Origin of the sequence: Aeromonas sp. 603079 (assembly GCF_049172135.1) — a bacterium.
Classification (GTDB): Bacteria; Pseudomonadota; Gammaproteobacteria; order Enterobacterales; family Aeromonadaceae; genus Aeromonas; species Aeromonas veronii.
The window spans coordinates 124,835-148,992 of the sequence record NZ_JAAKPX010000007.1 but is presented as its reverse complement, the minus strand read 5'-3'; the positions used below and the strand labels follow the sequence as shown (position 1 = coordinate 148,992).

At 59.8% G+C, this 24,158-nt stretch carries 24 protein-coding genes and 2 tRNA genes; 14 read left to right on the top strand and 12 right to left on the bottom strand.

The window, feature by feature from the left end:
* The first annotated feature begins 66 nt into the window (after positions 1-66).
* Positions 67-1,065, top strand: a complete 999-nt coding sequence (locus G5287_RS07005) for an NAD-dependent epimerase/dehydratase family protein (RefSeq protein ID WP_421231081.1) — start codon at positions 67-69, stop codon at positions 1,063-1,065.
* 156 nt (positions 1,066-1,221) lie between these two features.
* Here the strand turns inward: G5287_RS07005 and G5287_RS07000 are convergent, their stop codons facing one another.
* The 4 genes from G5287_RS07000 to cydD form a co-directional block, all read right to left on the bottom strand.
* Entirely contained in the window at positions 1,222-1,608 is a 387-nt protein-coding gene (locus G5287_RS07000; protein WP_421231080.1) for a DUF488 domain-containing protein, read from the bottom strand.
* Between the two features lie 9 nt (positions 1,609-1,617).
* Positions 1,618-1,989 carry an Rcs stress response system protein RcsF gene (gene rcsF / locus G5287_RS06995; RefSeq protein ID WP_158109736.1) on the bottom strand — a complete coding sequence of 124 codons (372 nt, stop codon included), beginning with the start codon at positions 1,987-1,989 and terminating at the stop codon, positions 1,618-1,620.
* Positions 1,990-2,152: 163 nt separating this feature from the next.
* Entirely contained in the window at positions 2,153-3,883 is a 1,731-nt protein-coding gene (cydC, locus tag G5287_RS06990) for a heme ABC transporter ATP-binding protein/permease CydC (RefSeq protein ID WP_421171745.1), read from the bottom strand.
* Positions 3,876-5,645 carry a heme ABC transporter permease/ATP-binding protein CydD gene (cydD, locus tag G5287_RS06985; RefSeq protein ID WP_421231079.1) on the bottom strand — a complete coding sequence of 590 codons (1,770 nt, stop codon included), beginning with the start codon at positions 5,643-5,645 and terminating at the stop codon, positions 3,876-3,878. Before cydD ends, cydC begins: the two co-directional genes overlap by 8 nt.
* A gap of 201 nt (positions 5,646-5,846) precedes the next feature.
* On the opposite strand from cydD, the gene G5287_RS06980 reads away from it, so the two are divergent.
* Positions 5,847-5,920: transfer RNA gene (locus G5287_RS06980), tRNA-Gly, on the top strand.
* Positions 5,921-5,935: 15 nt separating this feature from the next.
* Positions 5,936-6,010: transfer RNA gene (locus tag G5287_RS06975), tRNA-Gly, on the top strand.
* A gap of 162 nt (positions 6,011-6,172) precedes the next feature.
* Here G5287_RS06975 and arcA read toward each other — a convergent pair.
* On the bottom strand, positions 6,173-6,892 hold the full coding sequence (gene arcA / locus G5287_RS06970; RefSeq protein WP_005338193.1) for a two-component system response regulator ArcA: 720 nt from the start codon (positions 6,890-6,892) through the stop codon (positions 6,173-6,175).
* A 396-nt stretch (positions 6,893-7,288) separates the two neighbouring features.
* Between arcA and G5287_RS06965 the strand changes: the two genes are divergently transcribed.
* Together G5287_RS06965 and G5287_RS06960 are read left to right on the top strand one after the other, a co-directional pair.
* The gene (locus G5287_RS06965; protein ID WP_421231078.1) at positions 7,289-7,696 is read left to right on the top strand and encodes a DUF3293 domain-containing protein; all 408 of its coding nucleotides are present in this window, start codon (positions 7,289-7,291) and stop codon (positions 7,694-7,696) included.
* 42 nt (positions 7,697-7,738) lie between these two features.
* Positions 7,739-8,218, top strand: coding sequence for a putative 4-hydroxy-4-methyl-2-oxoglutarate aldolase (locus G5287_RS06960; protein WP_421231077.1), 480 nt, complete (start codon positions 7,739-7,741; stop codon positions 8,216-8,218).
* A 3-nt stretch (positions 8,219-8,221) separates the two neighbouring features.
* Here G5287_RS06960 and G5287_RS06955 read toward each other — a convergent pair whose 3' ends face one another.
* Positions 8,222-8,701 carry a hypothetical protein gene (locus G5287_RS06955; RefSeq protein ID WP_421231076.1) on the bottom strand — a complete coding sequence of 160 codons (480 nt, stop codon included), beginning with the start codon at positions 8,699-8,701 and terminating at the stop codon, positions 8,222-8,224.
* Positions 8,702-8,858: 157 nt separating this feature from the next.
* Here G5287_RS06955 and G5287_RS06950 point away from each other — a divergent pair, with 157 nt between their 5' ends.
* The 8 genes from G5287_RS06950 to G5287_RS06915 all read left to right on the top strand — a co-directional run bounded on the left by G5287_RS06950 (position 8,859) and on the right by G5287_RS06915 (position 15,878).
* Positions 8,859-9,257: an META domain-containing protein gene (locus G5287_RS06950; RefSeq protein ID WP_120415111.1), complete on the top strand. Its 399-nt coding sequence runs from the start codon at positions 8,859-8,861 to the stop codon at positions 9,255-9,257.
* Positions 9,258-9,498: 241 nt separating this feature from the next.
* Positions 9,499-9,867, top strand: a complete 369-nt coding sequence (locus tag G5287_RS06945) for an ArsR/SmtB family transcription factor (protein WP_005338181.1) — start codon at positions 9,499-9,501, stop codon at positions 9,865-9,867.
* 4 nt (positions 9,868-9,871) lie between these two features.
* Positions 9,872-10,240, top strand: a complete 369-nt coding sequence (arsD, locus tag G5287_RS06940; RefSeq protein WP_005347398.1) for an arsenite efflux transporter metallochaperone ArsD — start codon at positions 9,872-9,874, stop codon at positions 10,238-10,240.
* 27 nt (positions 10,241-10,267) lie between these two features.
* Positions 10,268-12,031: an arsenical pump-driving ATPase gene (gene arsA / locus G5287_RS06935; protein ID WP_421231075.1), complete on the top strand. Its 1,764-nt coding sequence runs from the start codon at positions 10,268-10,270 to the stop codon at positions 12,029-12,031.
* Positions 12,032-12,140: 109 nt separating this feature from the next.
* Entirely contained in the window at positions 12,141-13,205 is a 1,065-nt protein-coding gene (gene arsB / locus G5287_RS06930; RefSeq protein ID WP_421231074.1) for an ACR3 family arsenite efflux transporter, read from the top strand.
* 61 nt (positions 13,206-13,266) lie between these two features.
* The gene (arsC, locus tag G5287_RS06925; protein WP_335832219.1) at positions 13,267-13,692 is read left to right on the top strand and encodes a glutaredoxin-dependent arsenate reductase; all 426 of its coding nucleotides are present in this window, start codon (positions 13,267-13,269) and stop codon (positions 13,690-13,692) included.
* A gap of 358 nt (positions 13,693-14,050) precedes the next feature.
* Positions 14,051-15,262, top strand: coding sequence for a NupC/NupG family nucleoside CNT transporter (locus G5287_RS06920; protein WP_266134210.1), 1,212 nt, complete (start codon positions 14,051-14,053; stop codon positions 15,260-15,262).
* Positions 15,263-15,728: 466 nt separating this feature from the next.
* Positions 15,729-15,878 (top strand): hypothetical protein, encoded by a 150-nt coding sequence (locus G5287_RS06915; RefSeq protein WP_005347375.1) that lies wholly within the window; start codon positions 15,729-15,731, stop codon positions 15,876-15,878.
* A gap of 181 nt (positions 15,879-16,059) precedes the next feature.
* Here the strand turns inward: G5287_RS06915 and G5287_RS06910 are convergent, their stop codons facing one another.
* Complete coding sequence (locus G5287_RS06910) at positions 16,060-16,836, bottom strand: BPL-N domain-containing protein (protein ID WP_421231073.1); 777 nt, start codon at positions 16,834-16,836, stop codon at positions 16,060-16,062.
* A gap of 216 nt (positions 16,837-17,052) precedes the next feature.
* On the opposite strand from G5287_RS06910, the gene G5287_RS06905 reads away from it, so the two are divergent.
* On the top strand, positions 17,053-17,586 hold the full coding sequence (locus G5287_RS06905) for a metal-dependent hydrolase (RefSeq protein WP_421231072.1): 534 nt from the start codon (positions 17,053-17,055) through the stop codon (positions 17,584-17,586).
* Positions 17,587-17,742: 156 nt separating this feature from the next.
* Here the strand turns inward: G5287_RS06905 and G5287_RS06900 are convergent, their stop codons facing one another.
* The 5 genes from G5287_RS06900 to trpD form a co-directional block, all read right to left on the bottom strand.
* A complete protein-coding gene (locus G5287_RS06900) occupies positions 17,743-18,525 on the bottom strand; it encodes a toll/interleukin-1 receptor domain-containing protein (RefSeq protein WP_421231071.1) in 783 nt (260 codons plus the stop codon).
* A gap of 1,045 nt (positions 18,526-19,570) precedes the next feature.
* Entirely contained in the window at positions 19,571-20,377 is an 807-nt protein-coding gene (gene trpA / locus G5287_RS06895) for a tryptophan synthase subunit alpha (RefSeq protein ID WP_421231070.1), read from the bottom strand.
* A complete protein-coding gene (trpB, locus tag G5287_RS06890; RefSeq protein ID WP_005347359.1) occupies positions 20,374-21,567 on the bottom strand; it encodes a tryptophan synthase subunit beta in 1,194 nt (397 codons plus the stop codon). The genes trpA and trpB overlap by 4 nt, the downstream gene beginning before the upstream one ends.
* A gap of 47 nt (positions 21,568-21,614) precedes the next feature.
* On the bottom strand, positions 21,615-23,123 hold the full coding sequence (gene trpCF, locus G5287_RS06885; RefSeq protein WP_421231069.1) for a bifunctional indole-3-glycerol-phosphate synthase TrpC/phosphoribosylanthranilate isomerase TrpF: 1,509 nt from the start codon (positions 23,121-23,123) through the stop codon (positions 21,615-21,617).
* Entirely contained in the window at positions 23,123-24,151 is a 1,029-nt protein-coding gene (gene trpD, locus G5287_RS06880; RefSeq protein ID WP_421231068.1) for an anthranilate phosphoribosyltransferase, read from the bottom strand. The genes trpCF and trpD overlap by 1 nt, the downstream gene beginning before the upstream one ends.
* Positions 24,152-24,158 lie beyond the last annotated feature (7 nt).

Below are 24,158 nucleotides of genomic sequence, written 5' to 3'. Positions count from 1 at the left end.
AGGGTGGAGGCAACTGGCGTGTCAGGATGAAATGTGCGCACATGCGCCGAAGGGGGAGGGAGAGGGATGAAACTGCTGATTATCGGTGGCACCGGCTTTTTGGGGCGCCACCTCACCGCGCTGGCACTGGATTGGGGCCATGAAGTGACTCTGTTCAACCGCGGTCTGCACCAGCATCCGGACTGGCGCGATCTGGTGCAGCTCACCGGCGACAGGGACAAGAGCCTGAGCGCCCTGCAAGGGGCAGGGTTGCAGTGGGATCTCGTCATCGACACCTGCTGCTATCGCCCCGAACAGGCGGCGAGCCTCTCGGCAGCTTTGCTCGGGCGCTGCGCGCGGTTGATCTTTATCTCCACCATCAGCGTCTATCGCGATTTCTCAATGCCCGGGATGAATGAGTCGGCGCCGCTGCATGCTATCCCCGAAGGGGAAATGCCCACTGACTATGGCCCCCTCAAGGTGTTGTGCGAGCAGGAGTATCGCGCCCGCTGGGGTGAGCGGCTTTGCATCCTGCGCCCAGGCGTGTTGTGCGGCCCCCATGATCCTACCGGGCGCATGGCCTGGTGGATTAAGCGGGTGCAGCAGGGCGGGCCCTGGTTGCTGCCGGGCAGTGGCGAGGATCGCTTGCAGTATCTCGATGTGCGCGATTGCGCCGAGTTTGTGTTGCGCGCGGCCGAGCAGCAGTTGGGGGGCACATTCAACTTGCTCAAATCCGGTATTACCCTGAGTGACTGGCTGGAGCGGTTGAGCGCCCGCTTGCAGCCAGCTAGCCCCATCCAGTCCGAGTGGTTGCCCTGGTCGGTCCTGATGGCAGCCGGAATCGAGCCCTGGCAGAGCTATCCCACCCTCTTGCCCTGCGCGCAGGCGGAGTTTGCCGGTTACGGCTCTATAAGCGCCGAGGCGGCCATCGTCCACGGGTTGAATTTCCGGCCGCTGGAGGAGACCGCCGCCGACCTTGCCCACTGGCTGGCCATCGAACCTGCCGCCGGGGTGGCGGAACATGCCATGACTCAGGCCGAGGAGACTTCGCTGCGGCAGCAGTTGCTGGAGCCCAGTCTGCAATAGGAGAGGTGCATCGAGCCGCTGCTGCCGAGCGTGGCGCGGCAGGTGTGAATACAACGAGAGAGGGCATCCCGCGGGATGCCCTCTCTCTATCCATGCCTGATTGTTGCCGAATAAAGGCTGACGCGATCCTCCATCCCATCGCTGTCGCTCACCGAGTTAGCGAATGGCGGCCCCCGCGGCTACCAGCAGCTCTTTCAAAATGGCGCGATGGCAGTGGGACTCCTGCTCGCAGTAGCAACCCACCGACAGATTGGTGGTGTGGGAGAGGGCGGCCAGCAGCGCCAGATCGTGCCTGGCGGCAGGTTGCGCCATCTCGGCCTTGTACTGTTTGCCAAACGCCGCCCATTGGGCGGGTGTCTCGGCTGCCTGCCCCAGCTTCATGGTCTCGCTGCTGGGGGCCAGATTGGGGAACCAGACATCGTACCAATGCTGGCTGGCAAATTCGCTCTTGGGTACGCCGTGGGGTGGGCGGCGCACCGTGCCGATCCGCAGCCCCTCATCGGGCAGGCGCGGGCTGCCAAGACGAACGATAGCGAGGGCCATGACAGCGGGTTACTTCTCTTCGGCCACTTTCAGCGCCTGCCCGTAGCAGATCACCTGTTTCAGGCAGCCCGGGGTGTCGCTGAACTCGGCGCATTTATCGATGGTGACGCCGTTGCCGCCCATGTCGGCCGCGCGGCGGCGGGCCAGGGTGCGCGCTTCACCGGCGTTGGGCACCGGCTGGTTGGCATCGGACTGGCAGGATTCCCCCTCGATGGTGCCGAGGTAGAGGTAGTTGAGGTCAGCCAGCTCATCCTGTTCATAGATGCGCACGCTACCGGGTTTGAAGTATTCGTCGAAGTTCTCTTTATCCAGATTGCTGTTGAAGGCGTAGTTGGCACAGCCGGAGGCAATCAGGGGCATCATCAGGATCAGGCGTTTCATCGTCTCGTATCTTGTGTCGGTGATGAGGACAGTAGAAATGCGCAGGCGCTCCATGTCGGCATCTTGTTGAATAATGAGGGGGACATTATAGGGGCCAGCCGCCTGCGGCGACCAGCCCCGTTTTGCGCCCTGTTGTCAGGGTGTGACCCCCATCAGCCTGATATCAAACCGGAGCCAGTCGCTGATAGAGGCTGCGGTAGTAATCATCCCCCAGCAGCTCGCCATGAGGGGCGCAGAGGCGGATCTGTCCCTCTTCCATCAGGGCAATCCGGTCCATCTGCTCCATCCCCAGCAGGCGGTGGGAGATGAGCAGCAAGGTGCGATCAGCCCCGAGCCGGAACAGCAGATCCATGATCTCCCGCTCGGTCTGGCTGTCGAGCCCTTCGGTCGGCTCATCGAGTAGCCAGAGCGGCGCATCGTGCAGCAGAGCGCGGGCAATGCCGATACGGCGACGCTCGCCACCGGAGAGGGGGCGGCCGCCGTCACCGAGCCAGGCGTCGAGGCCCGCCTCATCTTCCAACAGATTGGCCAGTCCGACCTGGGTCAGCACCGCAATCAGCTGCTCGTCAGTGGCGGTCGGGGCGGCCAGTTTGAGGTTGCCCCGCAGGGTATCGGCAAACAGATGCACCCGCTGGCTTACTACCGAGATGGAGGCGCGCAGCGCCCCTTCGCTGTAGTCGGTGAGCGGCTTGCCATCGAGCAGGATTTTGCCTGCCTGCGGGCTCCACTCCCGGGTCAGCAGCCCCATCAGGGTCGATTTGCCGCAGCCGGTCTGGCCCAGCAGCGCCAGCTTCTCACCGGCGTGCAGCTGCAGGGTGCAGCCACGCAGCACCGGCTGGGGGTTGCCGGGGTAGCCAAAATAGAGGTCATTGATCTGCAGCGCGCCAGCGGTAGCGTGGGTCTGCTCGTCGCCCCACACAGGGGCTTTTGCTTCTTGCAGGATCTCGTTCAGGCGGCGTGCCGAGGTAAGGCTGGTGGAGAGGTGCTGGAAAGCCCCCGCCAGCGGCATCAGTGCCTCGAAGCTTGCCAGGGTGGCAAAGACCATCAGTGCTGTGATGGGGTCGGGCGCCGCACCCGCCACTCCATGACCGGCCAGCCAGAGCATCAGGGTCAGGGTCCAGCCGCTCAGCAGTTGTACCGAGAAGTTGGCCAGCCCGCTCACCTTGGCCATCCGGGCCTGCGCGACGAGCAGCGCCTGTTCGGCTTGTTGCAGCTCAACCAGCGCCTTGGGGGCGGCGGCAAACATCTGCAGCTCGGCCTGACCATCCAGATAGTCCACCATCCGGGTACGCAGGGTCGATTTTTCGGCAATCAGCGCCTGACCGGGGCGACGGCCGAGGAAGTAGAACACCAGCGGCAGGGCGATCATGCCAAACAGCAGAATGGCACCCAGGGTGAGGGCGAGACGGCTGTCGAAAAACGACAGGAAGAAGACCAGTCCGGCGGTGCTGAGCAGGGCCGCGCCTATGGGGGTGATCAGCCGCAGATAGACGTGGTCCATCGCATCGATGTCGGCTACCAGTCGGTTGAGCAGATCCGCCTGACGGAAACCGGCCAGGGTACCGGTGGAGAGCGGCGAGAGTTTCTGCCAGAACCAGACCCGCAGTCGGGTCAGTACCCTGAAGGTGGCGTCGTGGCTCACGACCCGCTCACCCCAGCGACCGGCGGTACGGACGATGGAGAAGAAGCGCACCCCGCCGGCGGGGGTCATGTAGTTAAAGGCATGGGTCGTCGCAACTGTCATCCCCGCCACGGCGGCGGCGGAGAGGAACCAGCCGGAGAGGGAGAGTAGTCCCATGCCGGCGGCCAGGGTCACCAGCGCCAGCAGCAAACCAATGGTGAGGCTGAGCCAGTGTTGGCGATAGAGGCGCAGAAATGGCAACAGATCACTCATCGAGAGAACCTCCGGAACGTTGGGAGAGCAGGCGGGCAAAATGCCCCTGCCCAGAACTAAGTTGCTGGAAGCTGCCTTGCTCCACCAGCTGGCCGCGGGCCAGCACCATTATCTTGTCCATCTTAGTAAGTTGGTCGAGGCGGTGGGTGATCATCAGCAGGGTCTGGCCAGCCATCGCCTGCTCAAGGGTGCTCATGATGGCGCGTTCGGAGTGGCGATCCAGACTGGCGGTCGGCTCATCGAGCACCATCAGCTGGGTTGATTTGAGCAGGGTTCGCGCCAAGGCGAGGCGCTGAGCCTGACCGACCGAGAGGCCGCCTGCCTGATCGCCGACCGGATAGTCGAGACCCTTCTCCATGGCAAATTCCCACGCCTGCGCCCGTTTCAGGGCATCTTCCAGCTCTGCATCGCTGGCCGTTGGCTTGGCCAGCAGCAGGTTGTCGCGCAAGGAGGCGTGGAACAGCTGCGGGTTTTGCGAGAGCCAGCCCAGTTGCAGGCGCCACTGGCTCATGTCGAGGGTGGCGAGCTCCTGCCCGTTGACCTTGAGTTCACCGCGATAGGGCGCAAAGCCGAGCAGGGCATTGACCAGCGAGCTTTTGCCTGCGCCGCTGACGCCGATGAGGGCGGTGCGCGAACCGGCTTCCAGGGTGAAGTCGATGGGGCCGACCAGCACCTTGCCTTCGGCGCTCAGCACTTCAAGCCCTTTGGCTTCGACCTTGACCGGGCTGTCGGCATGGAACGGCGCCGTGCCTGCAGCCGGTTCGCTCACCTCGGCTTCGAGGAATTCCAGCAGCTGCTCGGCAGCGCCGATAGCCTGCGCTTTGGCGTGGTAGTGGGCACCCAGTTCCCGCAGCGGGGCGTAGAACTCGGGGGCGAGAAACAGCACGAACAGGCCGGTAAAGAGGGTGACCTTGACCCCATAGCTACCAAAGTTCAGATGGTCGATATAAGAGAAGCCGAAGTAGACGGCGACCAGCGCCACTGAAATAGCGGCGAAGAACTCCAGCACGGCGGTGCTCAAAAACGCCAGGCGCAGCACTTCCATGGTGCGCTCGCGAAAATCTTCCGAGGCGTCGCGAATGGCGTCACCTTCTGCCTGGGTACGCATAAAGAGTTGCAGGGTACGCAGCCCCTTCAGGCGATCGAGGAAATGGCCGGAGAGACGGGCCAGCGCCTGAAAATTGCGGCGGTTGGCATCGGCGGCGCCCACACCCACCAGGATCATAAAGATGGGGATGAGGGGCGCAGTGCCCAGCAGGATCAGACCTGCCGCCCAGTTGACCGGGAATACAGCCACCAGAATCACCACCGGAATAAAGACGGCGATGGCCATCTGTGGCAGATAGCGGGAGAAGAAATCCTGCATGTTTTCAATCTGTTCCAGCAACAGGCTGGCCCAGCTACCGGCCGGACGGCGCTGGATATAGGCAGGGCCGAGACGACCCAAGCGCGTGAGCACCAGCTGGCGGATGGTCTGGCGCACCGCGCTGCCCGCCTTGAAACTGGCCACTTCGCGGCCATAGGCCAGCGCCGCTTTGCCAAGCGTCACCAGCAGCAGGGTAATAAAGAGCGTGATGGATTGCTCAGGCGTTGAGCCTTCGATGATAAAGCCGTGCAACAGGGTCGCCAGCAGCCAGGCTTGCGCCACCATCAGAATGCCCTGGCCAAGGCCAAAAGCGATGGATATCGTGATCCAGCGGCGACCGTGACTCGATTGCTTGCGCAACCAGCCATAGAGACGTTTTTGCGTTTTTTTATCCATTACCACCATCCTCGCGTCGAGTGGCGCAAGACTATCCTTGCCGTTTGGCCTTGGCAACCTTGTAAATTATCTGTGTTGAAAATGTTTGATTGAAAAAGCAACCGTCTGTTCAATCCTTGTCCGAACAGATTGATTTATTGAAAAAAGTGGCAAAGGCGCCATTGCGCTCGGCGGCAAAATGCATATAGTAGGAGCCCTGACGCGGGTGTAGTTCAATGGTAGAACGGTAGCTTCCCAAGCTGCATACGTGGGTTCGATTCCCATCACCCGCTCCAAATTTCAGATGCCAGGCGGGCATCGTATAATGGCTATTACCTCAGCCTTCCAAGCTGATGATGCGGGTTCGATTCCCGCTGCCCGCTCCAGCTTCAAAACAAAAAGCCCACTCCTGCGAGTGGGCTTTTTGTTTTGAAGCTGTCTTGTGCGCCGTTCGACGTCACGCTCACGGTTTCTCGGCTTTTAAGGCAAACCGCAGAGACAGAAAAGGCGCTCGAGGCGCCTTTTCAGATCAACAGCGTAGCGGGAGCTTATTCCTGCTCCAGCTCACCACAGAAACGGTAGCCTTCGCCGTGGATGGTGGCGATGATCTCCGGAGTATCGTTGACGCTTTCGAAGTGCTTGCGAATGCGACGGATGGTCACATCGACGGTACGGTCGTGGGGCTTGAGCTCACGGCCGGTCATCTTCTTCAGCAGCTCGGCACGGGTCTGGATCTGGCCCGGGTTTTCGCAGAAGTGCAGCATGGCGCGGAACTCGGAGCGCGGCAGCTTGAACATGTCGCCAGTCGGGCTGACCAGTGCGCGGCTGTTGATATCCAGCGCCCAGCCGTTGAACAGGTAGCGCTCAACCAGCTTCTTCTCTTCGCCACCGGCTGCCACGTTCATGGTGCGGCTCAGCAGGTTGCGGGCACGGATAGTCAGCTCGCGCGGGTTGAACGGCTTGGTGATGTAATCATCGGCGCCGATCTCCAGACCCAGGATCTTGTCCACTTCGTTGTCACGACCGGTCAGGAACATCAGGGCGATGTTGTCGTTCTCACGCAGCTCACGGGCCAGCAGCAGGCCGTTCTTGCCCGGCAGGTTGATGTCCATGATCACCAGATTGATGGTGTGGGAAGTGAGGGCCTGGTGCATTTCGTCGCCGTTGTTGGCTTCGAGCACGATGTAGCCTTCGGCTTCAAAAATGCTTTTCAGGGTATTGCGTGTGACCAGCTCGTCTTCGACGATCAGAATGTGTGGTGTTTGCATGAGTATTCCCAGATTCTTATCAGTTAATTATCTTAAATTTAACACTCTTTGGCGTTTCAAACCGATTTCCTGACTGATCCTGAAAATTTATTACGTCATCCTGGGTATGAGAGTCAGGTCGGAATATCGCGAATTAGGCATCAGTACCGGCAAGTATCCCTGTGCCACTTATAGGTTCCCGACAAGTCTGGTCGAGCAGAGCCTGGAAAGGTCGTCCATTACGAAAGTGGCCGCATTTTATCAGTTAACAGGAGCATAACAACACTCTTTGCCGTCAGATAGCAACTTTTTAACTCTGATTTGATATAGGTCAAACCCTGGGACAGCTGCATCATACTTGGCCTGAACCGGGTTTTCGCCCCTACAAAATGTAATGGAATGTAACATGTGATTGACATGAATTTGTGGGAAAACTACAAGAAAATCTGCTTTATCGCGCCATTTGAGCCACCAGACTGGTCTGCTTTTGCCATCATCACAGCCTGGAATCCGGCCAGCCAGTGGGTCACAGAACGACGCAATATGCGGCGGGAACGGGCGATGTGGCGCCATCTGACCGTGGATTTGCAGGTGCCCGTGGTGGGGCCGTTTTGGGGGTCTGACCCGGAAGAACGCTGGCAGGAATCATCGCTGGCGGTGGCGCTATCCCTGCCACAAGTCCGTCAGCTGGCAGCGAGTTTTGGCCAGAATGCTCTCTACTGGGTGGAGGATGGCCAGCTCTGGCTGACACCGGTATTGACGGATAAATCAGCAGTTTGTCTGGGCAATATTGAATCCTTCTGGATTGCCAGAAACCTTGCCTGATGAAAGAATGAACACCTTCATGTATCTGAAAGGAATCAAATCATGCTGGATCTCCTGCCCGACCTCTGCGATCAACATGGCGACTTGCTGCAAGTGGCCGACCCGGTGTTTCAGGATTTTGGCGGCAAGGCCATCTTCTATGGTCGCGCCGTAACGCTCTCCTGTTATGAAGACAACAGTCTGGTGCGGGATCTGGTGACCCGCCCCGGTCACGGCAAGGTGATGGTGATCGACGGCGGCGGCTCGCTGCGCCGTGCGCTGCTGGGCGATCAACTGGCGGTCAAGGCGGCGGAGCAGGGGTGGGAGGGTATCCTGATCCACGGCGCGGCGCGGGATGTGGGCACCCTGGCGACACTGGCGCTCGGGGTCAAGGCGCTGGCGGCCTGTCCGGTCAAGACCGAGAAGCGAGGATTGGGAGAGCTGGGGGCCGTGGTCAGCTTTGCCGGGGTGACCATCCACGAAGGGGATTATGTCTATGCGGATCGCAACGGCGTGGTGGTGAGCGCCACGCCGCTGTTGTGATCATCAGAAATTGAAGCCGACGCCCAGGCTCAGCGCCTGATCGGCAGTGATGGCGCTGACGCCGTAGTTGGCGGTGAGGGAGAGTCTGGGGGTCAGCAGCAGGCTGGAGTTGAGCTCCAGCAGGGTGCTGGCCTTGTTGAGATCGAGATGCTTGATCTGGCTGCCGATATTGAATGCCGGAGAGAGCTGGTAGCGTACCCCCGAACTCATATTGAAACCGGATGTGCGATTCTGATCCGCCACCGCCGGGCCCGCTTCCATAAAGAGGGTCACATCATCCACCACCGGATATTGATAGCCGCTATTGACCAGCCAGAGATCAAAACTGTCGCTGTGATAGCTATGGCCATTGAGCAGCACACCCGAGTAACTTTTGACATAGAGAGACGGGTTGGATTGCGGCTGAACCACTGCCCAGTCGGCGGCCTGTACAGCCATGCTGGCGCAGGTTGCAAGCAGTGTGATGATGAGCGATTTGACCATTCGTTTCCCCTCCCTGGGTCCGGAACTGAGCCTAAGCATGGCACATGCCAGCTGGTAGTAAAGTGAAGGGAGATCACAATAAAATCCTTTGGCATGGGCATCAGCCATGTTAAACAGGCTGCCGTATTGATGGCTCTAATCATTAAGAGGTGAATCCATGAACAAGAAACTGACTCTGCTGGCCGCGCTGGCACTGGGAGGCTGCGCAATGGCAACAGGTTCCAGCATGGCTCAACTGCAAGCATCCAGCTGGCAGCTGCAAGGCGCCACCGGCGATACCTTCACCCTGCAAGTGGTCGACGGCAAGGTGGCGGGCAAGGGCGGCTGCAACCGCTATTTTGGCGGTATCACCAAGCAGGGTGACGGTGTCTTGACGCTGGGCGCCATGGGCTCCACTCGCATGATGTGCATCGGCGACGCCATGAACAAAGAGACCGAGTTCCTGCAAAAGCTGGAGAAGGTGGCAACCTACTCCATCAACGCCAACCAGCTGACTCTGAGCGATGCCAACAAGGCGGCCCTGCTCACCTTCAACGCTGTGCCAGCTGCCAAATAAGGCACGCGTTCGTCTGATTGCCCCGACAGCTCTGACTGTCTGATACACGCCCTCCCTCTGGAGGGCGTCTGTTTATCTGCGACGAGCCCTGTGTGCTCGTCCGCAACGGTTGTTCACTCGTCGATTCCCCTTTTTGCTCGGTTTGATGTCAGAACCTCGTATCTTCGCTTCGGTACGTATCTTGATCATTTCAATAATTCTTGTATAGTTGAAATGAAAGGTCGCACCAAGGGGATTGAAGATGAACAAAGAGATGGCCACCAAGGTCTTTGAATCGCTGGCATCCGGCATCCGGCTCGATGTATGGCGGCTGCTGGTGAAGGCCGGGCTGGAGGGGCGAGTCGCCGGTGAACTGGCCAGCGAGCTCGATATTGCCCCCAATACCCTCTCGTTTCACCTCAAGGCGATGCTCAACACCGGTCTGCTGTCGGTGGAGCAGGAGGGGCGCTTTCTGCGCTACCGCGCCAATATTCCCCTGATGCTGGATGTGATCGCCTACCTTACCGAGGAGTGCTGCGCCGGTCATCCCGAGGCGTGCGGCGTGATGCGTGCCGAGTCAGCCTGCTCCCCCCATGTTCTGCCTGCGCAGCCCTGCTGCAACAAGGAGTAATGCCATGTCCTCCATTCAGATTTTTGATCCCGCCCTCTGCTGCTCCAGCGGTGTCTGCGGTACCGAGGTTGATCAGGCACTGGTCACCTTCGCAGCCGACCTTGCCTGGGCCAAGGAGCAGGGCGTTGCCATCGAGCGTTTCAATCTGGCCCAGCAGCCGATGCAATTTGCCGAGACACCTGCCGTCAGCGCTTTTCTGACCCACGCCGGGGAGGAGGGGTTGCCACTGGTGCTGGTGGAGGGACAGGTGGTGTTGACCGGCCGTTATCCGAGCCGCAGCGAGCTGGCCCGTTATGCCGGGCTGCCTGCGCCGCAAGCGGCCATCAAGGGGATCGTCAAAGGCGGCTGCTGCTCTGGCAGCGGTTGCTGCTGAGTCGTGACGCACCATTCGGGAGAGGCTATGTACTATTTTCTGACCAATCCACCGCCGTTTCTCTTTTTCACCGGCAAGGGCGGGGTGGGCAAGACCTCGCTGGCCTGCGCCAGTGCGGTGGCGCTGTGTGATATTGGCAAGCGGGTGCTGCTGGTGAGCACAGACCCTGCCTCCAACGTGGGACAGGTGTTTGCCACCGAGATCGGCAATCGCGTCACCGCCATCGCCGCTGTGCCCGGTTTGTCGGCGCTGGAGATAGATCCCCCCGCGGCGGCCAAAGCCTATCGGGAGCGGATTGTCGGGCCGGTGCGCGGCAAGTTGCCCGAGAGCGTGGTGCGCAGCATCGAGGAGCAGCTCTCCGGCGCCTGCACCACCGAGATCGCCGCCTTTGACGAATTCACCGCCCTGCTGACCGACCCGGCGCTGCTGGCGGAGTATGACCATATCGTCTTTGATACGGCCCCAACCGGTCACACCATCCGGCTGCTGCAACTGCCGGGCGCCTGGAGCGAATTTTTGGAGCAGGGCAAGGGGGATGCCTCCTGCCTGGGCCCGCTGGCGGGGCTGGAGAAACAGCGCAGCCAGTATGCCGAGGCGGTCGCCGCCCTGGCTGATGCCGCTCGCACCCGCTTGGTGTTGGTGGCACGCGCCCAGCACTCCACCCTGCGGGAAGTGGCTCGCACCCACGAGGAGCTGGCCGCCATTGGCTTGTTGAATCAGCAGTTGGTGATCAATGGCCTCTTCCCCGAAGGCGCCCTTGCCGGAGATCCGCTGGCAATGGCGCTCTGGCAGCGCGAGCAACAGGCTCTTGCCGATATGCCGCAGGGGATAAAGGGGCTGGCGCAGGATCAGATCCCGCTGCTGGCCACCAATCTGGTGGGGGTCGACAGTTTGCGGCTGTTGCTGCAAGCAGAGGGAAGAGCTGCTCAATCCTCGACAGTACAGTCCACTGTCAAACAAGCCCAGCCCGAGTTGAGTTCGCTGCTGGACGAGCTGGCCGCCGATGGTCACGGCCTTATCATGCTGATGGGCAAGGGCGGGGTAGGCAAAACCACCCTGGCTGCCGCCGTGGCGGTGGAGCTGGCGAGCCGCGGTTTGCCGGTGCACCTCACCACCTCGGATCCCGCCGCGCACCTGAGCGAGACGCTGGCAGCTAGTCTGCCCCATCTGGAGGTGAGCCGCATCGACCCCCATGCCGAGACCGAACGTTACCGTGCCCAGGTGCTGGCCACCAAGGGAGCAGCCCTGGACGAGCAGGGGCGGGCACTGCTGGAGGAGGACTTGCGCTCCCCCTGTACCGAGGAGATCGCCGTGTTTCAGGCCTTCTCGCGCATTATTCGCGAGGCGGGCAAGCGCTTCGTGGTGATGGATACTGCCCCCACTGGCCACACCCTGCTGCTGCTCGACGCCACCGGCGCCTACCACAGGGAGATCGCTCGCCAGATGGGAAACAAGGGGCTGCACTTCACCACCCCCATGATGCAGTTGCAGGACCCCAAGCAGACCAAGGTGCTGATTGTGACGCTGCCCGAGCCGACGCCAGTGCAGGAGGCTGCCAATCTGCAATCCGATCTGCGCCGGGCTGGCATCGAGCCCTGGGGCTGGCTCATCAACCACAGCTTGCAGCAAGCCGCGGTCAGCTCGTCGCTGCTGCAACTGCGGGCCGAGCGCCAGTTGCCCCATATCGAGGCGGTCGAGCAGCAACACGCCAGCCGCTACGCCGTGGTGCCGCTGCTCGCCGAGGAGCCGGTGGGGCCCGATGCCCTGCGCCGCCTCTGCCAGCACCATTGAGTCGCCGCCCCGGTCTGCTGCCGGGGCGGCTTGAATATGCCGTTACTTGTTATAAACCCGTGTTTTGAACCAATAGAAGATGCGAAATTGCGCCGCATCGGGAGCTGTGATGTCTGCAACATGTGATGCCAAAGCCGTGCCTGCCATCGGCTTTTTTGAACGTTATCTGACCGCCTGGGTCGCTCTCTGCATTCTGGTGGGGATTGGCCTCGGGCAGGGGTTGCCGGATCTCTTCAAGGCGATCGGTGCCATGGAGGTGGCCAAGGTCAACCTGCCGGTGGGGCTGCTGATCTGGGTGATGATCATCCCCATGCTGCTCAAGATCGACTTTGGCGCCCTGCATCAGGTGAAGGGCCACATGAAGGGGATTGGGGTCACCCTCTTTATCAACTGGCTGGTCAAACCCTTCTCTATGGCCTTCCTCGGCTGGCTCTTTATCCGCGTGCTGTTTGCCGACTGGCTGCCGGCGGATCAACTCGACAGTTACGTAGCGGGCCTGATCCTGCTGGCGGCGGCACCCTGCACCGCCATGGTGTTTGTCTGGAGTCGCCTTACCAACGGCGATCCCTACTTCACCCTGTCGCAGGTGGCGGTGAACGACCTCATCATGGTGTTTGCCTTCGCGCCGCTGGTGGCGCTGCTGCTCGGGGTCTCCAGCATCATAGTGCCGTGGGATACCCTGCTTACCTCTGTGGTGCTCTATATCGTCATCCCGGTCATCATTGCCCAGCTGCTGCGCAAGGCCTTGCTGAAAAAGGGAGAGGCCCATTTTGACGGCGTCATGACCCGCATCCAGCCCTGGTCGGTGGCGGCCCTGCTGCTCACTCTGGTGCTGCTGTTTGCCTTTCAGGGCAACGCCATCATTGAGCAGCCGCTGGTTATCGCCCTGTTGGCGGTGCCGATCCTGATCCAGGTGCTGTTCAACTCCGGGCTGGCTTACTGGCTCAACCGCAAGGTGGGGGAGAAGCACTCGGTTGCCTGTCCTTCCGCCCTGATCGGTGCCTCCAACTTCTTCGAGCTGGCGGTGGCCGCCGCCATCAGCCTGTTCGGCTTTCACTCCGGCGCGGCGCTCGCCACCGTGGTCGGGGTGCTGATCGAGGTGCCGGTCATGCTGCTGGTGGTGCGGGTGGTTAACGCCAGCAAACCCTGGTACGAAGAAGGGCTAAGCCGCTAACTGATGACCGCGAACTGATGCTATCCATTTTCTATTAACTTGATTAATGAGAGACACGCAAATGAGTGCAATCACCATCTATCACAACCCGGAGTGTGGTACCTCCCGCAACACCCTGGAGCTGATCCGCAACAGCGGCGTCGAGCCCACTGTCATCCACTATCTGGAGACGCCCCCCTCCCGTGACCAGCTGGTGGCGCTGATCGCCGCCATGGACATGCCGGTGCGCGATCTGCTGCGCAAGAACGTGCCACCCTACGAGGCGCTCGGGCTGGCGGAAGATCGTTTCAGCGATGATGAACTGATCGATGCCATGCTGGCCCACCCCATCCTCATCAACCGGCCCATCGTGGTCACGCAGCTTGGCACCAAACTGTGCCGTCCGTCGGAAGTGGTGCTCGATATTCTGCCCGATCAGCAAAAAGGGGCCTTCGCCAAGGAAGATGGCGAGCAGGTGGTGGATGCGAGCGGCAAGCGCCTCAAGTAATCGTCTGAACGCTCAAGTACGGATTGAAACAGGGCCAGCTTCACGCTGGCCCTGTTTCGTTGTGTGAACAAGTTGAAAAAGTTACTCCGGCCAATCGTTTTACCGCTTTTTCTGTGACGATGATCACTGTACCATCGCCGCCCGACCTGCCACCCGGCCGCATCTCCCCCTGCGACGGCGCTGGCGTCACCCGATACATGCTGTCACCCGGAACGTGAATGACCCCAGGATGGGACCCGCCACTAACCTGTAGGTTTGTGGTCTGCGTGTCGCGTGGGTCGGCACCTCTCCCGCCGGATCGCCCGCGACGCCTGTCTGCAGACTTGCCATATGAAACTCCTCTCTTCATAGGTGCAAGATGACACTGTTATTGAGTCTGGTCGGTATGCTGGCCCTGATGTTTATCGCCTGGCTGGCGAGTGAAAACCGCCGAGCCATCCGTTGGCGAACCGTGCTGGGTGCGCTCGCCCTGCAAACCGGTTTTGCTGCCCTGGTGCTCTATTTCCCCCCCGGACAAATCATGCTCGGTGCCATGAGCAATGGCGTCTCCGCCCTGCTCGGCTTCGCCGACAGCGGCATTCGTTTCGTGTTTGGCGATCTGGCCAGCAACGGCTTTATCTTCGCCGTGCGGGTGCTGCCGCTGGTGATCTTTATCAGCGCGCTGATCGCCGTGCTCTACCACTTCGGCATCATGCAGTGGGTGATCCGGGTTCTGGGCGGTGCCATTCACCGCCTGCTAGGCACCAGCCGCGCCGAGTCGCTGGTTGCTACCGGCAATATCTTCCTCTCGCAAGGGGAGTCGCCGCTGCTGATCCGTCCCTTCCTCGCTGGTATGACCCGCTCTGAACTCTTTGCGGTGATGACCTGTGGCATGGCTTCGGTGGCGGGCTCGGTGCTGGGCGGTTACGCCGGTCTGGGTGTGGATCTTAAATACCTGATTGCCGCCTCCTTTATGGCGGCGCCGGGTGGCCTCCTGATGGCCAAACTGCTGGTGCCGGAGCAGCAGCAGGTGAGCGATCAGACCGAGATCACCCTCGACAAGAGCGACTACAGCAACGCCATCGACGCACTGGCGGGCGGCGCCATGGGCGGCATGAAGATCGCGGTGGCCATCGGCACCATCCTGCTCGCCTTTGTCAGCGTCATCACCATGATCAACGCCGGTCTCACCACCGTCGGCGAGTGGTTCGGCTGGGCCGATCTCTCCCTGCAGCAGCTGCTTGGCTATCTGTTTGCCCCGGTGGCCTGGCTGATTGGCGTGCCCGCCAGCGAGATGATGGCGGCAGGCTCCCTGATTGGTCAGAAGGTGATCATGAACGAGTTCGTCGCCTATCTGGACTTTGCCAACATCAAGGAGGGCCTGAGCGCCCACACCCAGATCATCATCACCTTCGCGCTGTGCGGTTTTGCCAACTTGGGCTCCATTGCGGTGCAGCTTGGCTCCATCGGCACCATGGCGCCGGAGCGCCGTCACGATGTGGCCAATATGGGCTTCAAGGCGGTGTTGGCGGCGACCCTCGCCAACCTGATGAGCGCCACCCTGGCCGGGATCTTTGTCTCGCTGGCCTGATAGCGTGAGGCAATAGCCGGCTAGCCGGCGGCTCAAACAAAAGACCCCCTCTTACCGCTGGGCAATAGGGGGTCTTTTTATTGGTTTCGCCGGTTGGGCAACTGCGCTGCCTGCCTTTGAAAATGGTAGTAGCACTGCTTAACGCCATTTCGGCGCAGTGCCAGATAATCCGGTTCGGCGATGAGATCTGCTCCAGCATGGGACTACGCCAAACCGGGTTACTGCGTATGCCTTTATCACCTTTTTGGCGGGGGACGTGGGCCTCGTTGCGTTTCGCGTAACGGGGCGGCAGCCGCTGCTACAGCGTGTCACCGTGCAGAATGAATAGTTTTTTAGATTGAATGTTGCATATTCAATCGATTATTTAGTTGGGCGTTTGGGGGATGAGTGGTGTCTGAATAGGGGAGCAGGTTGGCCAATGCGCCGTCAGCCAGTCTTTAAGCGGTCATACAAAGGAGACACTCTGATGGAAACACTTGACCTTAACATCGACACCATGCGCGAAGAGTTCCAGCTTCAGGAGCGCAAAAAAGCCCAAGAGAAGTGGCAAGCCCGAGTCGATGAGCTGCAACAGTTGCGGGGTGGGGAGAGACAACCGGAGGAGCAGGAAGAGTAGTGCTCGTTCCCGGGCGAAAGTTGAGGTAGCGAACCCTTCGTATCGGCTACCCGTTATCTACCACCGATAAAAAACCACCGACCTTTTGCAGGCCGGTGGTTTTTTTATGGATTGCGGCCGATTGGATGGCCTGACTTCCGGGCCGAGCAATGGGGTCACATCCAGGGGCGTAGGGACGCGCCTACTTCGAATCGGTGACGGGCTCTTCGGAGAGCAACTCGTTAACGAGTCCTGCAGCCAGATGAATATTCGACTCCATCTTGTCACCGCCCACCGCGTTCGCTTTCCATGATTCGGGGGCTTCGGGGTGTGGCCCGGAAACCGCCACCTTGCCTTTGCCATATGAGCTGATCAGCGCGGCAATATGATGGTTTTGAAAATGGGCGACGACCTTGACCTGCTCTGGGCTTGGCACTGGCGTAAATTGCGGACCGGCCTGGTAATACATCTGGCGCGCTTCGCCAAGCCAGGTGATCGGGAAGATCCTGGCGCTAAAGTCGCCGTCATAATCATCGGATGTGGCAGGGACAAGGCCCAGCGCCGGCACAAAGCCCTCTTCTTCAGACCAGCCGGTGGATGCCACAAAGGCACCCCCACAGATCCCGAGGTAGCGGCCACCGTTCTGCAGATAGGTTTTTAACGCCGAACGAGCGTCCGCGGTGAAGGTGTTGAGGAGCGGCTCAACATCGTCCTCAGTGCCGCCAACGATAAACACCCTGGCATTATCGAGCTCTGCAGGCAGCTCCCCGATATTGGAGAGATACCTGACTGGCAAGCCCACCTGCCTGACCACATCCGCAATCGCTCTGGTGCTATCCCCATCAGAAACCGGCCCGTTATAGATCAGCGCGTATTGCTCTTGTTTCGGCAGCGCAGAGGCGGCCTCTGCCATGCATCCAGTCACTAACCAAAGGCTGATAACGCTCGCAATCCGCACGAGGCTTTTTGATACATTCATCGCTGCCACTGTCCCTGTGATGTGAATCGAAGAGACTACTTATCACGATCCCGTTCTGCATGTCAGCCGCTGTTAAATGAACATTTCAAGTTAACGTGCCAACGCTGATTGGCGCTGCATTGAGCTAACAGCGAACCAATACAGTGGGCGTACTTCACCTTCACTTCACCGAGCGGGGGTAAGGTAGGCCCACGTTTTCAGTTGGAGCTTTATGCTATGCCCACCATAGTCACTCACGCCGCCGTCCCTCTCTGTCTTGGACTGGGGCTTGGCAGCCGGATTATCCCGCCCCGCCTGCTGCTGGCCGGTGTCGCCATCGCCATGCTGCCCGATGCCGATGTGCTGGCCTTTAAACTGGGGGTCGCCTACGGCCATGTCTTTGGCCACCGCGGCTTTACCCACTCACTGCTGTTTGCCTTTGCCTTGCCCACACTGGCCATGCTGTTTCACCGCCAATTTCGGGCCAGCGCCGCCATCATCTGGTCGTTTCTGCTGGTCTCTCTACTTTCCCACAGCCTGCTCGATTCGCTCACTACCGGCGGCAAGGGGGTTGGCTGGCTCTGGCCGTGGCGTGACGAGCGTTTCTTTGCCCCCTGGCAGGTGATCCGGGTCGCCCCCTTCAAGCTGGAGGCCTATCTCACTGCCCGAGGTGAAGCGGTGATCCTCTCCGAGCTCTACTGGGTCTGGCTGCCGGGGGTTGTGTTGATGCTGGTGTTGATGGGGTGGCGGGTGTGGGGCAGGGGACGGTAGTGGTGGGGTTGGCAAGGGTTGTATGAGATAAAATAAAAACCACCTTTCTGTGAGTCGACAATGTAGCCAATTGTTCAGAAAGGTGGGAGATGTCATTTCTATTTAATTTTTTTAAATACTGGAGCTCACTTTGCTAAAGTGAGTTGATATCTTAGTTTATTTTTTCCCATGAGTGAGAGGTAACATACGGTATTCCCCTTGTTTTTTCTCATGCATGATGCCTGCAAGTTTAACCTGATATCCATTCTGAGGCTTTAGTTCCATTACAAAAGGAAAGCCAGGTGCAGTGCTCCTCTCTATTCGAATGGATTGTGCATTATATTTACGGCCATCATTAAGAGTTATGTCTGGGTTGAATCCTTCATATGTCATCGAGCTACTTAGACAATTAAATTGGATCTCGTCTTGAGAGTTATGAACAAGAATTAAAAAGCTGGAAATTGGTTCTAGGTAAAATTCAGCATGGCATTCTACATAGGTATAACCATCTTTTTGATAGGTATAGGCCCTCATGTTAGAAAACTCTTGTGGTCCTTTTTGAAAAGTATTTCTACCAGAGGTTACATCTACGATTTGACGCAATGCTACTTCTAAGCCTTGTCCAAACAGGTCGATATAAAGTGATTGCATTAAAATTGGAGGCATCATGCAGTCATCTAATTTAACAGGAATGATTTTGGTTTTTCCCTGAGACGATTTCATTACTGCATTTTGCCATTCAAGTTCTACCATTTTACTTTGCAAACTATTTTTAGAAACAAAAAATAGAAACAACTCACAATCACCTAGCCCTTTATTCATTTTATCGATAATTCCATCGCCGGGCTGTATAGACCAAGAGTCATAAAAAACTTTATCTTGGCCAAATAGTTGCATTAGTCTGATAGCTATCTGTTCTACTACTGGCTTGTCATTGTAGTTGTGTGATAGAAAAATCATGATATTACCTTGGTTACTAAAAATAGTTTATCGAGTATGCTGGGATAAAGATCGTAGGTTGGCGCTGAACGAAGTGAAGCTCAACGTTTACCGCGAATATATTTGAAATCTGTTTTACGGATCTGCCACATCCATATTTATCCCACTCTGGGTAGAGGGTGGAGAAATAATGCTCGCCTGTTGGGCTTTGCTACACGCTGCGCCAACCCACAAAAACCACGCTACCGCCCCTGAGTTTCAGTCCCCAGTTCGCTGCTTTTAACCTGCGGGATAGCAACAATCGCTGTCATGGCGTTTTTCCGAGAGGTTGATTGTCATTCGGGTATCTTAAGGGGGCTGGCGGCGCGTTGAGAAGCGTGTTTTGGCGGGAATCTGTGCTGGATCAATAAATTAGTCATCAGTAGTATTCAATTTGAGCAAATTCGGTTGCCGTAGCTTCCCCTCACCCCAGCCCTCTCCCAAGGGGAGGGGGTGCTTGTTCACTGTTGCACGGTAGCCTCAGGCGGGCACGGTTTTGATCCCGCTCTTATTCGCTGAGGCGAGTCCTCTTGTCCAGGCCGCGAGGCATGACGCCGAACGAGCGGCGTTGGGCTATGGGCAAAATCGGGAAAGGGCGAGCGCCGCTCGACCCGATTTGGCGCGAGAACACGGATGTTCGAAGCGGGCTTTGGGCGAAGCCATGGATGGCGGAAGCCAAAGGTCCATCGGCGCGTGCCGTTGGACAAGAGGATGAGCCGAAGGTACCCGACGTCAGTCGGGCGAATAAGCGGGGGAGAAGACCTTTGGTGTTCTTTGCCAAAGAGAGCGGGTCTTTCCAAAGTCACTCGCCTCAGCCCGAAGGGCGGGTTAAACCCCGTCGAGGGCAGCGCCCTCGTGTCCTGCGTGGCGAAGCCGCGCCATAGCATCAGCATCAATTCCGCGAACGTCTGATTACGCTTCGCTAATCAGACCTACAAGGGTGGCACCAACCAGGGATGGTGGATAACAAAAGGGAGCCCGCTTGGGCTCCCTTGCTTGTCATGGGGGTGGGCGTTTGACTGAACGCTTAGCGCAGGGTCGCAGCCTTCATCCCTTCCACAAACTCCTTCAGACGATTGAGCATATGTTCCGGGTTCTGGTGGTGGGTCTCGATGATCTTCACCACGGCGGAGCCGGAGATGGCACCGGCGGCGCCAGCGGCGATCGCTTCACGCACCTGAGCCGGTTCGCTGATGCCAAAGCCGAGCAGGGCGGGGGGGGCGTTGAACTCGCGCAGGGTATTGATCAGCCCCTCCACCGGCATGCCAGCCTTGGTTTCGGCACCGGTGACGCCAGCGCGGCTCACCAGATAGGTGTAACCATTGCCAAGCTCCGCCACCTGTTTCAGGGTCTCGGCGTCGCCATTGGGCGGGGCGATAAAGATGCTGTCGATGCCGAACTTGTCGGCGGCCGCCTTGTAGGGGGCGCACATCTGCACCGGCACATCGGCGACCAGCACCGAGTCCACGCCTGCCTGCTGGCACTTCTCGTAGAAGCCGTCAATTTTGCGCACATAGACCAGATTGGCGTAGACCAAGAGGCCAATGGGCAGCTGCGGGTACTTGGCGCGGATGCGGCCGAGCAGCTCGAAGCAGTCATCCGGGGTGGTGTGGCTGGCAAATGCGCGCAGGGCGGCGCCTTGAATGGTGGGGCCGTCCGCCACCGGATCGGAGAAGGGAATGCCGAGCTCAAGTGCATCGGCGCCCCCTGCGACCAGCGCATCGACGATGGCCAGAGAGAGTTCAGGAGTGGGATCACCCAGCATCACGAACGGCACAAAGGCGCCCTGATTGGCTTCGTCCAGACGGGAGAAGAGTTGTGCGTAACGGTTCATGACAAGGTTCCTTCTTTTTCAAAGATGTCAGCGACGGTGAAGATATCTTTGTCGCCACGGCCGGAGAGGTTGACGATGAGCACCTGCTCTTTTTCCGGTTCACTGCGGGCCATCTTGAGGGCGTGGGCCAGCGCGTGGGAGGACTCCAGCGCCGGGATGATGCCTTCAGATTTGGCCAGCTCCTGGAAGGCGTCCAGCGCCTCCTTGTCGGTCACCGAGGGGTACTCGGCGCGGCCGATGGCGGCCAGGTGGGCGTGCTGCGGGCCGACGGAGGGGAAGTCGAGCCCCGCCGAGACGGAGTAGGACTCCTGAATTTGGCCCTGATTGTCTTGCATCAGGTAGGAGTGCATGCCAAAGAAGACCCCCTTGCTGCCGTGACCGAGCGGCGCACCGTGCTCGCCGCTCTCGATGCCGTGACCACCCGGCTCGACGCCGATCAGGCGCACCGACGGCTCATCGATAAAGTCGGCAAACATGCCGATGGCGTTCGACCCGCCGCCGACGCAGGCGATTACCGCATCGGGCAGTCGCTCTTCCTTCTCGAAGCACTGGGCCTTGGCCTCTTCGCCGATCATTTTCTGGAACTCCCGCACGATAGTGGGGAAGGGGTGCGGGCCCGCGGCGGTGCCGAGCAGGTAGTGGGCCGACTCGTAGTTGGCGGCCCAGTCGCGCAGCGCCTCGTTGCAGGCATCTTTCAGGGTGCTGGAGCCGGAGTGCACCGGGATGACGGTGGCGCCCATCAGCTTCATGCGAAAGACGTTGGGCTTCTGGCGCTCGCAATCCTTGGCACCCATATAAACCCGGCACTTGAGGCCGAGCAGGGCGCAGGCCAGCGCAGTCGCCACGCCATGCTGACCGGCACCGGTCTCGGCGATGATCTCGCTCTTGCCCATCCGCTTGGCCAGCAGCGCCTGACCCAGCACCTGGTTGGTCTTGTGGGCGCCGCCGTGCAGCAGATCTTCACGCTTCAGATAGAGACGGGTCTTGGTGCCCTTGGTCAGATTGCGGGTCAGGGTGAGCGGGGTCGGGCGACCGGCATACTCGGTCAGCAGGGACTGAAACTCGGCGATAAAGGCCGGATCATCCTTGGCATCGACAAAGGCTTTCTCCAGCTGGAGCAGGGCCGGGATAAGGATTTGGGGTACATACATACCGCCAAATTCACCGAAAAACGGGTTGAGCAGGGTCATGGCTTCTTCCTTGTATTAGCTAAATCGAAACATCAAAAAGGGTTGCGTTACAGGTTGCGCAGTGCGCCGAAGGCGGCTGCAATCTTGTGCGCATCCTTCTGGCCCGGGGCACTCTCCACCCCGGAGTTGAAATCAAGGCCGAGGCAGCCCACTTGCGCCGCCTGCAGGGCGTTGTCGGGATTAAGGCCGCCCGCCAGCATCAGTTTGCTCTTGTCGAGCGTGGCCAGCATGGCCCAGTCGAACGCCTGACCGGTACCACCGCTCTGGCTGCCTACTTTGGTATCCAGTAGCAGGCGATCGGCCGGATAGTCGAGGGCGGGCAGCGGCTCACCGCTTTCTTTGCCGAGAGAGACGCCTACCGCCTTCCAGATCTGGCAGCCAGCCGGCAGCAGTGGGCGCAGCGTCTCGATATAGGCTGCATCTTCATCCCCGTGCAGCTGCACCGCGGAGAGGCCAAGCGCCTCCACCGTCTTGACGAGGGTGGCGGGCTGGGCGTTGCGAAATACCCCCACATAGGCGAGCGGCGCACCCGCCATCACGGCGCGGGCTGCGGGGATGTCCACATAGCGCGGGCTTTTGGAAACAAAGATCAGGCCGCCAAATACCGCACCCGCCTGATGGGCGGCGGCGGCATCCTCGGCGCGGGTCAGGCCGCACACCTTGTTCTGGCCCAGTACCAGCTTGCGCACCGCAGCCTCCAGATCCGGCTCGGCCATCAGGGATGAGCCCACCAGAAAGCCCTTGGCGTGGTGGCGCAGATCCGCCACTTGGGCGCGGTGGTTGATGCCGGACTCGCTGATCACTACCCGATCGCTTGGAATGTCTTTAGCCAGCTGTTTGGTGCGGTTGAGATCGACGCTCAAATCGCGCAGATCCCGGTTGTTGATACCGATCACCGGCGCGCCCAGAGCGATGGCGCGGGTCAGCTCCTCCTCGTTGCTCACTTCGGTCAGCACGCCAAGGCCCAGCTCCTTGGCCACCGCGAACAGGGCGCGATACCCCTCGTCGGTGAGCACCGAGAGCATCAGCAGGATGGCGTTCGCCTGATAGTGGCGGGCCAGATAGACCTGATAGGGGTCAATCATGAAATCCTTGCAGAGCACCGGCTGCTGGACGCGACCGCGCACCCGCGGCAGGAAGGCGAAATCCCCCTGAAAGAACTTCTCGTCGGTCAGCACCGAGATGGCGGTGGCGTATTTGCCATAGATGTCGGCGATTGCCTCCGGGCTGAAATCGTCGCGGATCAACCCCTTGGAGGGGGAGGCCTTCTTGCACTCCAGAATAAAGCGGGTGGAGCCCGCCTTGAGTGCGCCGACGAAATCCCGATCGCTGGGGGTCAGCGCGCTCTGGAAGCTCGCCAGCGGCTGGGCCAGCTTGCGGGCGGCAACCCACTCCTGTTTGGCCGCCACGATCTTGCCGAGAATGGTCTGGCTGATGGAGGCCATGTTCAGAAAAGCATGGGGGGCAATAAGGTCTGACATCTCGTTATCCTTGCGAAACTGGCTCTTGCCCTGTGGGCGTTCTGAATGACTGTTGTGCAACGTGGTGGCTGACATCATGCCTCCTGATGGCCCGCTTCCAGATGGCTTAAAGTGGCGAGCCGAGCAGCCAGATCCGCAGCCTTGCCGCTTGCCAGCACCGCCAGCACCTCGGCGGCCGCGCTCTTGAGATCCTTCGCCTTGCCCGCCATCAGCAGCAGCGGTGCCACGTTGGCGGCGATGGCGGCGTTGTGGGCCGGGGTGCCACGCCCTTCCAGAATGGCGGCGGTGATGGCGCGGTTCTCTTCCGGTTCCCCGCCCTGAATGGCGCTGACCGGATAGGTCTCGAGGCCAAAGTCAGCCGGGGTGATCATAAATTCGCGGATCTCGCCGTCACGGATCTGGGCCACCTGGGTCGGGCCGTGGATGGCAATTTCATCCAGCCCGGCACCGTGCACCACCATACCGGTTTTCAGCCCCAGTGCCAGCAGGGTTTCTGCGATGGGGCGCACCAGCTCGGGGGCATAGACCCCCATCAGCTGATAGGTGGGGCGAGCGGGGTTGATAAGCGGCCCCAGCACGTTGAACAGGGTGCGGGTCTTGAGGGCCTGACGTACCGGCATGGCGTGGCGCACCCCGGCGTGATACTGGGGGGCGAACAGGAAGCAGATGCCGAGCTCGTCCAGACAGCGGCGCGCCTGCGCCGGGCTCATGTCGAGCTTGATGCCCATTTTGTCGAGCAGATCGCTCGAACCCGACTTGCTCGAGACCGAGCGGTTGCCGTGCTTGGCCACTTTCAGGCCGCAGGCAGCGGCGACCAGCGCCGAGGTGGTGGAGACGTTGATGGTGTTGAGGCCATCGCCACCGGTGCCGACGATGTCGCAGAACTCATAGTCCGGACGCGGGAAGTCGCGCGCTTCTGCCAAGAGGGCCTCGGCGGCGCCGGCGATCTCCTCCGGGGTCTCCCCCTTGATCTTGAGGGCGGTCAGCAGGCTTGCGAGCACGATGGGATCCACTTCGCCACGTACCACCTGGCCGAAGGCGTCGCGGGTACTTTCACGGCTCAGAGACTGACCCTGATAGAGGGTGTTGAGATGTTGATGCATGTTGGTC